This window comes from Peteryoungia rhizophila (genome assembly GCF_004912145.1).
Taxonomy (GTDB): Bacteria; Pseudomonadota; Alphaproteobacteria; order Rhizobiales; family Rhizobiaceae; genus Allorhizobium; species Allorhizobium rhizophilum.
Window position 1 is genome coordinate 1250087 of the sequence record NZ_STGT01000001.1, and the last position, 13787, is coordinate 1263873.

The 13787-nt window shown below is 60.7% G+C and carries 12 protein-coding genes and 1 riboswitch; of the genes, 2 read left to right on the forward strand and 10 right to left on the reverse strand.

Annotated features, from left to right (window positions below):
• Positions 1–3 precede the first annotated feature (3 nt).
• The 10 genes from E9677_RS05960 to E9677_RS06005 form a co-directional block, all read right to left on the reverse strand.
• Positions 4–870 carry a carbohydrate ABC transporter permease gene (locus tag E9677_RS05960; RefSeq protein ID WP_136557123.1) on the reverse strand — a complete coding sequence of 289 codons (867 nt, stop codon included), beginning with the start codon at positions 868–870 and terminating at the stop codon, positions 4–6.
• Positions 871–873: 3 nt separating this feature from the next.
• On the reverse strand, positions 874–1944 hold the full coding sequence (locus tag E9677_RS05965; RefSeq protein WP_136557124.1) for an ABC transporter ATP-binding protein: 1071 nt from the start codon (positions 1942–1944) through the stop codon (positions 874–876).
• Positions 1945–1955: 11 nt separating this feature from the next.
• Positions 1956–3035, reverse strand: coding sequence for an ABC transporter ATP-binding protein (locus E9677_RS05970; protein ID WP_136557125.1), 1080 nt, complete (start codon positions 3033–3035; stop codon positions 1956–1958).
• A gap of 51 nt (positions 3036–3086) precedes the next feature.
• A complete protein-coding gene (gene glpD, locus E9677_RS05975; protein WP_136557126.1) occupies positions 3087–4598 on the reverse strand; it encodes a glycerol-3-phosphate dehydrogenase in 1512 nt (503 codons plus the stop codon).
• Positions 4599–4689: 91 nt separating this feature from the next.
• Positions 4690–5478: a DeoR/GlpR family DNA-binding transcription regulator gene (locus E9677_RS05980; protein WP_136557127.1), complete on the reverse strand. Its 789-nt coding sequence runs from the start codon at positions 5476–5478 to the stop codon at positions 4690–4692.
• A gap of 73 nt (positions 5479–5551) precedes the next feature.
• On the reverse strand, positions 5552–6547 hold the full coding sequence (locus E9677_RS05985) for a FecCD family ABC transporter permease (protein WP_408014680.1): 996 nt from the start codon (positions 6545–6547) through the stop codon (positions 5552–5554).
• Between the two features lie 70 nt (positions 6548–6617).
• Complete coding sequence (locus E9677_RS05990; protein WP_136557129.1) at positions 6618–7574, reverse strand: ABC transporter substrate-binding protein; 957 nt, start codon at positions 7572–7574, stop codon at positions 6618–6620.
• Positions 7575–7595: 21 nt separating this feature from the next.
• Entirely contained in the window at positions 7596–8390 is a 795-nt protein-coding gene (locus tag E9677_RS05995; protein ID WP_136557130.1) for an ABC transporter ATP-binding protein, read from the reverse strand.
• A 202-nt stretch (positions 8391–8592) separates the two neighbouring features.
• Positions 8593–8825: riboswitch (cobalamin riboswitch) on the reverse strand.
• Between the two features lie 105 nt (positions 8826–8930).
• The gene (locus tag E9677_RS06000; RefSeq protein WP_235882856.1) at positions 8931–10235 is read right to left on the reverse strand and encodes an NAD(P)/FAD-dependent oxidoreductase; all 1305 of its coding nucleotides are present in this window, start codon (positions 10233–10235) and stop codon (positions 8931–8933) included.
• A gap of 282 nt (positions 10236–10517) precedes the next feature.
• Complete coding sequence (locus E9677_RS06005) at positions 10518–11069, reverse strand: DUF4142 domain-containing protein (RefSeq protein ID WP_168801125.1); 552 nt, start codon at positions 11067–11069, stop codon at positions 10518–10520.
• Between the two features lie 127 nt (positions 11070–11196).
• Between E9677_RS06005 and E9677_RS06010 the strand changes: the two genes are divergently transcribed.
• Entirely contained in the window at positions 11197–12150 is a 954-nt protein-coding gene (locus tag E9677_RS06010; protein ID WP_136557133.1) for a sugar-binding transcriptional regulator, read from the forward strand.
• A gap of 147 nt (positions 12151–12297) precedes the next feature.
• Positions 12298–13611, forward strand: coding sequence for an ABC transporter substrate-binding protein (locus tag E9677_RS06015; RefSeq protein ID WP_136557134.1), 1314 nt, complete (start codon positions 12298–12300; stop codon positions 13609–13611).
• Positions 13612–13787 lie beyond the last annotated feature (176 nt).

Consider the following 13787-nt stretch of genomic DNA (forward strand, 5'->3'; position numbering starts at 1 on the left):
CCCTCAGCCCTTCGCGTCACTATTGGTCATGACGGTGTAGAAAACCCAGGACAGCGCGAGGATGATCAGGAAGTAGATGATCGACATCGCCGCCGCCGGACCAAGATCAAACTGACCGACCGCCATCTTGACGAGGTCGATCGACAGGAAAGTGGTCGAATTGCCCGGGCCACCACCCGTAAGGACGAAGGGCTCGGTGTAGATCATGAAACTATCCATGAAGCGCAGCAGCACGGCGATCAGAAGCACGCGCTTCATCTTCGGCAGCTGAATGAAGCGGAACACGGACCAGCGCGACGCGCCGTCGATCTTGGCTGCCTGGTAATAGGCATCCGGGATCGAGACGAGACCGGCATAGCAGAGCAGCACGACAAGGCTCGTCCAGTGCCAGACATCCATCACGATGATGGTGACCCAGGCGTGGATCGGGTTCTGCGTGTAATTGTAGTCAAAGCCCAGGGCGTTCAGCGAATAGCCGAGTAGACCGATGTCGACGCGGCCGAAGACCTGCCAGATTGTACCCACGACATTCCACGGAATGAGCAGTGGCAGCGCCATCAGGACGAGGCAGACCGGAACCCCCAGTCCCGTTTTCGGCATGTTGAGCGCGATGAAGATGCCAAGCGGCACCTGGATCGCAAGAATGATCATGGAGAAGATCAGGTTGCGGCCGAGCGCATCCCAGAAGCGGTCGGACGAGAGGATGTCGGTGAACCAGTCGGTGCCGGCCCAGAAGAACTGATTGTTGCCGAAAGTGTCCTGGACGGAATAGTTCACCACGGTCATCAGCGGAATGACGGCCGAGAAGGCCACCAGCACCAGGACCGGAATGACCATGAACCAGGCCTTGTTGTTCCAAGTCTTTTCCATGGTTCAGCCCTCCATTCCAACGCGCCAGGAATCGGCGAAGATGCCGACGCCCTCGGGGACGAATGTTACCTTCGGATCTGCGGGGATATCCGCATCCTCGGGGATGACGATCGACAGCGGATTACCGGCAAACTGCGCACGAACGATCTTCTGACGGCCGATATCCTCGACCTTGGCGACGGTCACGGGCATGCCTTCGCGTCCGAGGCGCAGGAATTCTGGGCGTATGCCGAGCTCGATCTTGCTCTGACCGGACAGCTTGGGCGTTCCCGGCAGATCGACCGTCTGGTCGCCAACAATCGCGGTTGCGCCATTCACCTTAGCCGGCATCACATTCATGCCCGGCGAGCCGATGAAATAGCCGACAAAGGTGTGGCTCGGGCGCTCGAAAAGTTCGGCCGGCGTGCCGATCTGGACGATCTGGCCGTCATACATGACCACCACCTTATCGGCGAAGGTCAGGGCCTCGGTCTGGTCATGGGTGACATAGACCATGGTGAAGCCGGACTGGCGATGCAGGCGCTTCAACTGCGAGCGAAGCACCCACTTCATGTGCGGGTCGATCACCGTCAGCGGCTCGTCGAAGAGAATCGCATTGACATCCGAGCGCACCAGGCCGCGGCCGAGCGAGATCTTCTGCTTCTGGTCCGCCGTCAGGCCCTGCGCCTGCTTGCGGGCCATGGGCTGCAGGTCGATCATGTCGAGGATTTCGTTGACCCGCTTGTGGACCTGATCTTCCGGGACATGCCGGTTGCGCAAGGGGAAGGCCAGGTTGTCGTAGACGCTCATGGTGTCGTAGACGACGGGGAACTGGAAGACCTGGGCGATGTTGCGGGCAGCCGTCGGCAGGTTGGTGACGTCAACGCCGTCGAATTCGATCCGCCCGTCGGAGGGATGGATCAGGCCCGAGATGATGTTGAGCAGCGTGGTCTTGCCGCAGCCCGAAGGCCCGAGCAGCGCATAGGCACCGCCGTCATTCCATTCGTGATGGACTTCCTTCAGGGCGTAGTCGCCGGCTGCGCGGGCGGCCGGGGTGTAGGCGTGACGGATATGGTCGAGGTTGATGCGTGCCATGACGTTCCTCCTCACGCGGCCAGTTCGGCGGGGGCGCCGAGCGCCCTGCCGTCGGCGCCGAACGCCATCAGGTGACGGGTGTCGATAAAGACGTCGATCTCGCGGTCGGGATCGATGTCGTGAATGCCATGCGCCAGGCAAACCCAGCGCGCATCGCCGTATTCGACGTGGATGAAGCTCTCGGAGCCGGCGATTTCCGACACCAGCGTGCGTGCGCGCATCGGCAAGGCCGAGGGCAGGGCTGCGAGCGACAGATGGTGAGGGTGGAACGCGACGGTTACGGGACCATCGGCGATCGAGGCGAGATGGCTCGGGACTAGGAGAACAGGCTGGCCGTTTAGCTCGAAGCTTGCGGCCCGCTTGACGAGCGCGATCGTGTTGAGCGGCGGGTCGGCGAAGGTCTGGGCGGTCTTGAGATCCGACGGACGGCGATAGACGTCGATCGTCTGGCCGAACTGGGTGATGCGGCCTTCTCTCAGCGTTGCCGTATTGCCCCCAAGCAGCAGAGCTTCGGACGGCTCGGTGGTTGCGTAGACGAAAATGGCGCCGGATTCGGCAAAGATCTTCGGCAGTTCCTCACGCAGTTCCTCGCGGAGCTTGTAGTCGAGGTTTGCGAGTGGCTCGTCGAGAAGGACGAGCTTCGCGTTCTTGACGATGGCGCGGGCCAGAGCGGTGCGCTGCTGTTGGCCCCCGGAGAGGCTGAGTGGCGTACGATCAAGATAGGGCGTCAGCCGCAGAAGCTCGGCGGCCTTGCGGACTTCACGATCGACCGTGGCTGCGTCCTTGCCACCAACGCGCATCGGCGAGGCAATGTTCTCATAAACCGTCAGCGCCGGATAGTTGATGAACTGCTGGTAGACCATCGCGATACTGCGCTTCTGGACCGGCAGGCCGGTGACATCCTGGCCGTCGAAATGGACGGTCCCGGAGGTCGGCTTGTCGAGGCCTGCCATCAGGCGCATCAGGGATGTCTTGCCCGATAGGGTGGGCCCGAGCAGGACGTTCAGCGTGCCCCGCTGCAACGTCAGGTCGGTCGGGTGAATGTGATATTCACCTCCCGCCATTTTCGAGACTTTACGCAGTTCCAACATATGTCCTCAGGCCTCCTCCAAACCGTCGGTCTTCTTCAGTGGGATGGGCGATCAGGCCGCCGCGAGCATCCCCAGATAGGCATCCAGCCCCTTCGCCTCCTCCGGCGTCAGGAACAGTCCCTGTTTCGTTCGGCGCCACAGCACGTCTTCGGCCGTGACCGCCCATTCCGTTTCGACCAACCAGCGTACCTCTGCCTCGTAAAGCGAGCCTCCGAAGTGACGGCCGAGATCGGCGATCGACCTTGCAGTGCCCAGGATCGACTTCGAATCCGTGCCATAGCAGCGGATCAACCGCTCGGCATGGCCGCGCTCCAGGAAGGGATAAGTCTTCAAAAGGCCTGCGACCGTCGGTTCAAAAGCCGTGGCGGGGAAATCACCGCCCGGCAGACGGCTTCCGGCGGTCCAGGGCAAGCCTTTTTCTCCGATCGCTTCGCCGATCTTCTCCAGCGCGTGTTCGGCCAGACGTCGGTAGGTGGTGAGCTTGCCGCCGAAGACATTGAGCAAGGGTGCATCGCCTTGTGCACCTTCGATCTTCAGCACATAGTCGCGCGTCGCTTCCTGCGCCTTCGACGCCCCGTCATCATAAAGTGGGCGGACGGCAGAATAGCTCCAGACGATATCGTCAGGGCGGACCGGTTCCTGGAAATATTCGCTGGCCGCGTCGCAGAGGTAGTTCACCTCTTCGGGGCTGATGCGCACATCCTTCGGATCTTCGGTGTAGTCGCGGTCGGTCGTCCCGATCAGGGTGAATTCGCCCTCATAGGGTATAGCGAAGATGATGCGGTTGTCGGGGTTCTGGAAAAAGTAGGCACGCGGGTCGGCGAACTTCTTGCGGACGATGATGTGGCTGCCCTGGACGAGCCGGACATTGTGCACGTTGTTGCGGCCGAAGGCGCCTGCCAGCACCTGGTCCACCCAGGGGCCTGCGGCATTGACCAGCATGCGTGCGCGGTGGGTGACTACAGCGCCGTCGCGCTGCGACTTCGTCGTCACGACCCAATAGCCATCTTCGCGATGGGCGGACACCACGCGGGCGCGGCTCAGAATGTTTGCGCCACGGATCTGCGCGTCGCGAGCGTTGAGGACAACCATCCGGGCGTCATCGACCCAGCCGTCGGAATATTCGAAGGCCTTGGAGAAGACAGGCTTCAACGGCTTGCCGGCGGGATCGCGGCGCAGGTCGAGTGTCTTGGTGGCGGGCAGAAGCTTGCGACCACCCAGATTGTCGTAGAGGAAGAGGCCGAGGCGGATCAGCCAGGCCGGACGGACACCGCCCTTTTGGAAAGGAAGCACGAAGCGCAGCGGCCAGATGACATGCGGCGCCATCGCCCAGAGGACCTCGCGCTCCATCAACGCTTCGCGCACCAGGCGAAATTCATAATGCTCAAGATAGCGCAGACCACCGTGGATCAGCTTGGTGGCGCCAGACGAGGTACCCGAGGCGAAGTCGTTCATCTCAGCCAAGGCGACGGAATATCCACGGCCGGCCGCGTCGCGCGCGATCCCGCATCCATTGATCCCACCGCCGATCACAAACAGATCGCAAATTGGCTGCCCAGACATCACCCCTCCGCATGTTCGCACCTGCAGCATTTGCTGCTATTGCGAAAGCAGGAATATATTTTTCGAAAATTAAACGAATGTCAAACGAAACTTACTCGGCAGCGTTTTCGGCACTCAAGGGCGCAGTTTCAATGATGCGGACATCCCGCTCAAGGCACACATCTCGCACGCTGTCGGACGGACAGTGATCGGTGATGAAGGTCTGAACTTGCGAGATATGACCGATGCGAACGGGAGCCGTTCGCTCGAATTTCGAAGCGTCGGAGACGAGGATGACATGCCGCGCGTTTGCGATAATCGCCTGGGCCACTTTCACTTCGCGGAAATCGAAATCGAGCAGTGCACCATCCTCATCGATCGCCGAAACACCGATGACGGCGAAATCCACCTTGAATTGGCGGATGAAATCCACGGCCGCTTCCCCGACAATGCCGCCGTCCGATCCGCGTACGACGCCACCGGCAATGACCACCTCAATCGAAGGGAAAACACGCAAGTGATTGGCAACATTGATATTGTTTGTGATGACCATCAATTCCTTGTGGTCGACCAAGGCATCTCCCACAGCCTCGGTGGTGGTGCCGATATTGATGAAGAGCGAGGAATTGTCGGGAATGAGATCGGCGGCGGCCCGGCCGATGGCCTGCTTCTCGTTCGCGGCCATGGATCGGCGCGCTTCATATTTGACATTTTCGTTTCCGCTGGGGAAAACGGCGCCGCCATGAATGCGGTTCAGGGCGCGAGCATCGCACAGGTCATTCAAATCCTTGCGGATTGTCTGGGGCGTCACGGCGAACCGCGCCGCGAGTTCATCCACCAAGACACGTCCGTGCTCCTTGGCCAGAGCCATGATCTCTGCCTGTCTCGCCGAAAACAACATATCGGCCCCTCCCCCTATTCGTTTTTCTTCAGTCTAGGCAAAAACGAAACAGGAGCAATAGCCACCTTCAATTCTATCGGCGGCGCAAAAGCAGAATGAACGCAAGCCCGCCAGCGAGACCGGTGATGACGCCGATGGGCAGATCCTCCGGCGCCATGATGGTGCGCGAGACGATGTCGGCCAGAATGAGGATGACAGCACCGGCGAGCGCCGAGAGGGGAATGACGCGGATGTTGTCACTTCCCGCAGTCAGCCGCACGAAATGCGGAACAAGCAGGCCGACGAAGCCGATGGCGCCGGAGAAAGCAACCATGACGCCGGTCAGAAGGGCTGTGACTACGAAGAGTTCCGCCCGGAAGCGGGCAACGGGGACACCGAGTGTGGCTGCCGTTTCGTCGCCCATGGCCATGGCGTTGATTTCGCGCGACCGGATCACCAGAAAAGTCAGACAGGCGACGAGCACTGTCGCCGGGTAGAGAAGATGCGACCATTGGGCGAGGCCGAGACCACCGAGCATCCAGAAGACCACCGTGTGCGCCGCTCTCGGATCGCCGAGGAAGATCGCGAGATTTCCGAGAGACGTGGCAACAAAGGCGATCGCCACACCCGAGAGAACGAGGCGGTCGGCACCGGCACCCGTAAATCGTGTCACACCGACCACAGCCAGCGTTGCCAGGAGAGAACCGACGAAGGCAAAGAACGGCACGGTGACCAGGCCGAAGATCAATCCGGTGTGCAGAAGCGCAATAATCGCTCCCAGTGCACCGCCGGAGGAGACGCCGAGCAGATGCGGATCCGCGAGCGGATTTCGGGTGACGGCCTGCAAGACGGCGCCGACTGTCGCCAGACCCGCGCCAACGAGCCCGGCCAGGATCACCCGGGGAAAACGCACATCCCAGACAATGCTTTCACGCCCGGCAGACCAGGTTGGCTCGAAGGTCCCCGACATCACCTTGTTGACTACGATCGACCAGACGGTCTCGGCCGGAATGGCCGCCGAGCCCAGCGAAACGCCAGCCGTCAGGCACAGGACCAGCAGGACAAAAGCCAGACCAGCCCAGAGAAACATTCGCCCATGCATCATGCTGCTTTCGAAATTTCTTGCCGAATGGGGCCGCAGGGCGACCCCTTCTCAGACATCACATGTTGCGCGGATGGAACGCGTCGGCGAGACGATCGATCGCCAGCACGTTGCGCGGGCCAGGCGTCGCCTCGATATATTCCAGCACGACGAAGCGATCCTGCTTGACAGCGTCCAGGTTCTTGAAGGCCGCGGTCTCCTTCATGAAGGCGATCTTCTGTTCGGCAGTCACATCGCCATAGTTGACGATAACGATGACTTCCGGATTGCGTTCGATGACCGGCTCCCAAGAAACCTCGGTCCAGCTCTTTTCGACATCGTCCATGACGTTGACGCCGCCTGCGGCCTCGATCATTGCCGTCGGAATGCCGAAGCGACCGGATGTGAAGGGCTTTTCGGTGCCGGAATCGTAGACGAATACCCGTACGGGCTTCTCGATTGCGCCGATCCGCGTGGTAATCTCATCCAGATGCTTCCGATAGCCGGCTACCAACTCTTCCGCGCGCGCCTCTACGCCGAAGATCTTACCGAGGTTCAGCAGGTCCACGAACATGTCGTCCATGGTCGGCTTGTTCTTGGCCATGATGTGAATGCAGGATTCGGTGAGTTCGTAGACCTTGATGTCAAAGGGCTCGAGTGTTTCCGGCGTCACCTCGCCACCGACCTTCATGCCGTAATTCCAGCCGGCAAAGAAGAAGTCCGCATCTACGTTCAGCATCACTTCCTTGGTCGGGTATTTCGGTGCGAGCTCCGGCAGTTCCTGCACGCCTTCACGCAGGCTCTCATCCAGCGTCTTCCAACCGGAAATGCCGGTGTACCCGACCATGCGGTCCTGCAGCTTCAGCGCGAGCATCATCTCGGTGAGGTTCACGTCATGGGAAATGGCGCGAGCGGGTGCAGCATCGAAGGTGACGTCGCGATCGCAGCTCTTGACCGTCACCGGATAGGCGAAGGCTGACGAGGCTGTGAAAACCGAGGCGAATAAGGCAGCGGAGAGAAGAAATCGGGCGGCCATATGGGGGGGGTCCTTTCGAAATCAGTTCAATGCAAGGGAAAAGGAAAAACGATGCGGGCGGAGACCTTCCGCCTGCTGACGGGCGGCGAGCACGCCGAAAGTCCCGGACAGTGCCTGCTCGGTCAGCACCGTTTCCGGCGCACCGAAGCCGCTCATCTGCCCGCCGTGCATGAGGGCCACGTGGCTTGCGAATTCGGCCGCCAGGTTGATGTCATGCAGGGTGGTAATGATCGTCAGGTTCAAGGCGCCGAGCAGATCGAGGATCTCGAGCTGGTGGCGGATGTCGAGATGGTTTGTCGGCTCGTCGAGGATGAGGATTTCCGGCTTCTGGGCAAGGGCACGCGCCACGAGGACACGCTGCTTCTCACCGCCCGACAAGGTCGAGAACTGCCGGTTTGCCAGACGCAGAAGATCGAGATGGTCGAGCGCATGCTCGGCTTCGGCGCGATCCTGATCACTCCAGCCCGAGAGACCTTCACGCCACGGAACGCGGCCCATCATGACCACATCCCGGACCGTAAACGGGAAGTCTCCCGGCATTTCCTGGAGAACCACGGCCACCCGCCGCGCAACCTGGCGCGCGGTCATAGACCAGATATTCTGGCCATCGACCTCGACCTGTCCCTCGAGCGGGGAGACGCTGCGGTAGAGGCAGCGAAGCAGCGTGGTCTTGCCGGCGCCGTTCGGGCCGACGATCGCCAGCCGATCGCCTGCGTCGAGTGCGAAGGACACGCCCCGGACGAGAAAAAGCGATGGTTTAGGGCCCCAGCCGAGATCGGTCACCCGGATGGGGCATCCCTTGCTGCTGCAACTCATGGCTTGGCACCGCCCAGTGAGCGGAAGTTTACCGTCATGCCAGAAGCATGCCGCAACGTCGGCCGTGCCGATTTATGATCTGGGAAAAAATGCATGTCCGTCCTCCGCAGGATTTCTCCGGAGGCAAAATGGCATGTGTTCGGCGCGCCTGAGGGCGCTGTGCAAAAGCCAGTTCGTATCCATCGGAACACCCCGTCCGCTTCGGTTTCATCGCTTGACGGCAGGTCTCCTGGCTCGCGAATATGCGCTCTCCATTTGCCTTCCCACGGTGACCCGCAGTGGCCCGGCGTTTGAACGCCGCTAGAATGGACAGCAATCCGCTTACAGTTGCGGGGGCAGCCACGGTCTTGGTCCCTTCAGGGTCTTCCGCACCGTGTTCCCTATTAATCCCCTTCGGAGTCATCCGTTGAGGGAACCGTCATCTGCTTGCATAGGACCTGCAGACCCCGGCGGTCAAGCCTCGATCTTGTCAAGTTATGTAATATCATTACGCTTAGCGATCCGAAGCGATGCTGTCCAGCCGGAAATTCGAGCGGGAAATCAGGAGCTCCTGTTCACCTCGGCCGCCACCTCTGGCGTGACCAGGGAAACCGCCTTTTCATCGATGACGCGAGCGCCGCGCTGACGGGTGGAATAACGCCAGATCCACTGAATGCTGACCAGCAGCCGCTTTTCGAAGTTCACCAGCAAATAGACGTGGACGAGCGCCCAGAGCAGCCAGGCAAGACGCCCTTTGAGCTGCCACCGACCGAAGTCGAATATTGCGGCGTTGCGTCCAATGACGGCCGTGTTACCGCGATTGTGGAAGTGGAACGTGGGAATGGTCTTTCCAGACAGGAGGTTGGCTTTCAGCCCACGGCCGAGAAATTCTCCTTGCTGCTTGGCAACCTGTGCGAGGGCCGGAAGCGGCTTGCCATCTTCGCCAAGAGCCAGAGCCGTATCGCCGAGCGCGTAGATGCCGGGTCTGCCCGCAACCGAAAGATCGGGCGCCACCGGCAGGCGACCACCGGGTCCCGGCTCGACGCCCAGCCATTCGGCGGCCGGGGAGGCCTTCACGCCAGCGCCCCAGACCATGCAGCTCGCGGGGACAAATTCTCCTGCAACCTGCACACCTTCGGCAGTGATATCTTCAACGGGTGTGTTGAGACGGATATCGACGCCGATCCCGGCGAGGTAATCGGATGCATATTGGGAGAGCTTTTCCGGGAACGTCGAGAGAATCCGCGGACCCGCCTCGATCAGCAGGACCTTCAATTGATCGGCTTGAAGGGTCCGGAAATCCTGGGCGATCATGAAACGACCGAGCTCGGAGATGGCGCCCGCCATCTCGACGCCCGTCGGTCCTCCGCCGATGATGACGCTGGTAAGCAGCCGACGCTTCTCCTGCTCGTCGGTGCTGCGCTCCGCCTTTTCGAAGGCGAGCAGGAGCCTGTGGCGTATGTCGCGCGCTTCGTGGATGGATTTCAGGCCTGGCGCATGCTGCGGCCAGTCCGGGTTTCCGAAATAGTTGTAGGTGGAACCAGTCGCGAGCACGAGCCGCTCGAAGGGGATCGAGCCACCGTCTTTCAGGATAACTGTCTGCGTGGGCGCATCGACCGCCGCGACCTCGGCCATCACAACATGGATATTATCGTAGCGGCCCAGCGTGCGCCGAATGGGTTCGGAGATGTCTGCGGGCGACAGGGCCGCGGTCGCAACCTGGTAAAGAAGCGGCTGGAAGAGGTTGTGATTGCGCCGATCAATGACCGTTACGTCGATTTCCGTGTTGCCCAGAGCCTGGGCACAGGCCAATCCGCCAAAGCCTGCCCCGACGATCACGACATGTGGTCTCTTGGTGCTTTTCATGCCGAATTCCCTCATTCACACGGTGTTCTTGCGTCAGGAGAAACAGAGGCGTCCATCAAATGTTCCTGAAGGATCATCAGCATGACAGGAAGTCCGAGAAGCTGCGTTCCAGTGTTGGAACAAAAGCCTCAGTCGGCCCGTTTTTGGAAGGATTGATTTCTTCCCTCCCCCAACCTCCCCCGGCCGCCCGTCCCAAGGGCGCCCACCTGAACCCCGCCAGTGGCGGGGTTCTCTTTATTGGGGAGATCGTTGCATTGGTTGACGTGGTCCAGCGGTTGACGCTTACGGACTCGTCAAAGATTGTGCCCGCACCATGTGCGTGCGCAATGCCGGATAGTGGGCCGTAGCATAGGTCTTCAAACCACCGGGAGGCCCATCAACGGAATAGGAGCCGAGCAGCTGGATCGCCTGATCGTGGGCCTTCATCTGCGCGGAGAGATAGGCGCTGTCGAACTGGCTTACTTCGGCCTGCTCCAGCGCCAGAAGGGTTTGCTTCTGCTCCATCGAGAGATCTTCAGGCAGGCTCACATTGTCGGATTTCGCTGCATTCTGAAGATCCATCTGAGCGCGGCGATGGTCGTTGATCATTGTCTGGGCGAATGCCTTCACCTCGGGTGACTGTCCTCGGCGAAGCGCGACTTCTGATGACAGGATTTCAAAGGCGTTGGCGGCAGCGGCTTCCCTGGCGAACCCCGCCGGGTCAAGCGCTAAGGTTGTCGCGGCCTGGCCGGGAGTGGTTGCCGGCGTCAGTTGCTGCGCCGGCTGGCTTTCCTGCGCGTATGCTGCCGTGGACCAGGTCAGCAAGATGATGGCGAGCGTCAATTTCGGGGTCATGGGTGTCATCCTTTTCTCGTGACCAACCCCTCAGGACCAAGAGCGTTCCCAAACGGGCATGACGGGCGCCGATTTGACAGGGCTCGGCAAAATTGGCAGCACTGTCGCCAGACGGAGGGGAGACTTCATGGCGAAACGCGGCGAGGGACAGACGAGGCTCGACGATGCGGCACGGGCGGGATGGCTCTATTATGTCGCCGGTCGAACGCAGGACGAGATTGCAGCTTCCATGGGGATTTCGCGGCAAAGCGCGCAGCGCCTCGTCTCCCTTTCGGTCGCAGAGAAGCTCATCAAAGTGCGGCTCGATCATCCGATCGCGGCATGCCTTGAACTCGCGGAAGCCCTGAAGCAGAAGTTTGGCCTCAAGCAGGTCGAGATCGTTCCGACAGATCCATCCGCAGAATCGGCCAGCGTGGGCGTGGCGGAAGCCGGGGCAGCGCAGCTGGAACGCTGGCTCAAACAACCGGAGCCGCTCGTCATCGCCATGGGCACGGGTCGCACCCTTCGCTCGATGATTGACCAGCTTTCGCCGATGGAATGCCCGCAGCACAAGATTGTCTCGCTGACGGGCAATATCAGTCCCGACGGTTCGGCTGCCTATTTCAACGTCATTTTCTCGATGGCCGACGCAATCAAGGCGCCGCATTTCCCGATGCCGCTTCCGGTCATTGTATCATCTTCCACAGAGCGAGAACTGCTGCATAGCCAGCCGTTGGTCGCGCCGACGATCGCGCTCGGTCATCGCTCCGACGTCACTTTTGTCGGCATCGGCGAAATGAACATGCGCGCACCGCTGCTTGTCGACGGGTTCCTCAAACCTCACGAAATGGAGGAGCTTCTTCAGGTCGGGGCGGTTGGAGAAATCTGTGGCTGGATCTTCGGGGAGGACGGAAAGTTACTCACGCATCCGGTGAATGAGCGGGTCGCGAGCCTTGAGATCCCTTCGCGGGAGACATCGACCGTCGTGGGTCTCGCACGAGGCCGGCGCAAGCATCCAGCGATCCTTGCAGCGGTTCGGGGTGGCCATATCAATGGGTTGATCACCGACGAAGAGGCGGCGCGCCATCTCCTGGCGAACTAGCCGATTTAAATTTTCGATTTGAAATCTGGGCCTTAACCAGTTCATGCCGCATCGCAGCATTGAATTCGGATTGACATTTTTTCGGCCAAGAGTGAGTAATTGCCCATGAGCAAAGCGAATGCTCATTTTTTCTTCTGGGAGGAAGACATGACATTGAAAACGATTCTGCTGGGCGCCTGCTCAGCGCTGGCACTTGCCGGCATGGCCTCGGCCGAAACCCTGACGATCGCAACCGTGAACAACGGCGACATGATTCGCATGCAGGGTCTCACCTCTGAATTCACTTCGGCTAATCCCGATATTCAGGTCGAGTGGGTCACGCTCGAGGAAAACGTCCTGCGCGAACGCGTCACGACCGACGTCGCGACAAAGGGCGGCCAGTACGACATCATGACGATCGGCACCTATGAAGTTCCGATCTGGGCCAAGCAGGGCTGGCTCCTGCCGCTCGACAACCTCGGCGCTGACTACGATGTCGACGACCTTCTGCCGGCAATCCGTTCGGGTCTGACCGGTGAAGACGGCAAGCTCTATGCCGCTCCGTTCTACGGCGAGTCCTCGTTCATCATGTACCGCAAGGACCTGATGGAGAAGGCCGGTCTCACGATGCCCGACGCCCCGACCTGGGAGTTCGTGGCTGACGCTGCCCGCAAGATGACTGACCGCACCAATGACATCAACGGCATCTGCCTGCGCGGCAAGGCCGGTTGGGGCGAGAACATTGCCTTCCTCACCGCCACCGCCAACGCCTTTGGTGCACGCTGGTTCGATGAAAACTGGGCTCCCCAGTTCGACCAGCCGGAGTGGAAGAACGCACTCGACTTCTACGTCACGCTGATGAACGACGCCGGCCCGCAGGGCGCGTCCTCGAACGGCTTCAACGAAAACCTGGCGCTCTTCCAGCAGGGTAAGTGCGGCATGTGGATCGATGCCACGGTTGCTGCTTCCTTCGTCACCAACCCGACGGACTCGACGGTTGCTGACAAGGTCGGCTTCGCGCTGGCACCAGACACCGGCCTTGGCAAGCGCGGCAACTGGCTGTGGGCCTGGAACCTCGCCATTCCGGCCGGTTCGCAGAAGTCCGCTTCGGCCGAGAAGTTCATCTCCTGGGCAACCGGCAAGGCCTACGCCGAACTGGTCGCCTCCAAGGAAGGCTGGGCCAACGTTCCTCCGGGCACCCGTACGTCTCTCTATGAGAACGCCGAGTACCAGAAGGCCGCTCCGTTCGCCAAGATGACGATCGACTCGATCAATGCTGCCGATCCGAAGAACCCGGCCGTCAAGCCGGTGCCTTATGTCGGCGTGCAGTTCGTCGCCATCCCGGAATTCCAGGGTCTTGGCACGACAGTCGGCCAGCTGTTCTCCGCAGCACTTGCCGGTCAGATGACGGTTGACGACGCGCTTGCCCAGGCCCAGCAGGCCTCCGTCCGCGAGATGACCCGCGCCGGCTATATCAAGTAATCTCCTCCCGAAGCTGCCGTCCGGACCCCTGGTCCGGGCGGCAATTTTCGAGGACCTGAAGAGCGGATCGGCGGTTCCGCCCCGGGGGACCGTGTCCCGGATACAGTCGCCGCCTGGAATGACGAGCCTGAGCACCCGAGAAGGGTCTGCCGGCCTCTAGGAAGAGATCTGAACCC

Excerpts from the sequence above, each read along its gene's own strand:
- E9677_RS05960 (WP_136557123.1), bottom strand. The coding sequence starts at position 870 with ATGGAAAAGACTTGGAACAACAAGGCCTGGTTCATGGTCATTCCGGTC.
- E9677_RS05965 (WP_136557124.1), bottom strand. The coding sequence starts at position 1,944 with ATGGCACGCATCAACCTCGACCATATCCGTCACGCCTACACCCCGGCC.
- E9677_RS05970 (WP_136557125.1), bottom strand. The coding sequence starts at position 3,035 with ATGTTGGAACTGCGTAAAGTCTCGAAAATGGCGGGAGGTGAATATCAC.
- glpD (WP_136557126.1), bottom strand. The coding sequence starts at position 4,598 with ATGTCTGGGCAGCCAATTTGCGATCTGTTTGTGATCGGCGGTGGGATC.
- E9677_RS05980 (WP_136557127.1), bottom strand. The coding sequence starts at position 5,478 with ATGTTGTTTTCGGCGAGACAGGCAGAGATCATGGCTCTGGCCAAGGAG.
- E9677_RS05985 (WP_408014680.1), bottom strand. The coding sequence starts at position 6,547 with ATGTTTCTCTGGGCTGGTCTGGCTTTTGTCCTGCTGGTCCTGTGCCTG.
- E9677_RS05990 (WP_136557129.1), bottom strand. The coding sequence starts at position 7,574 with ATGGCCGCCCGATTTCTTCTCTCCGCTGCCTTATTCGCCTCGGTTTTC.
- E9677_RS05995 (WP_136557130.1), bottom strand. The coding sequence starts at position 8,390 with ATGAGTTGCAGCAGCAAGGGATGCCCCATCCGGGTGACCGATCTCGGC.
- E9677_RS06000 (WP_235882856.1), bottom strand. The coding sequence starts at position 10,235 with ATGAAAAGCACCAAGAGACCACATGTCGTGATCGTCGGGGCAGGCTTT.
- E9677_RS06005 (WP_168801125.1), bottom strand. The coding sequence starts at position 11,069 with ATGACCCCGAAATTGACGCTCGCCATCATCTTGCTGACCTGGTCCACG.
- E9677_RS06010 (WP_136557133.1), top strand. The coding sequence starts at position 11,197 with ATGGCGAAACGCGGCGAGGGACAGACGAGGCTCGACGATGCGGCACGG.
- E9677_RS06015 (WP_136557134.1), top strand. The coding sequence starts at position 12,298 with ATGACATTGAAAACGATTCTGCTGGGCGCCTGCTCAGCGCTGGCACTT.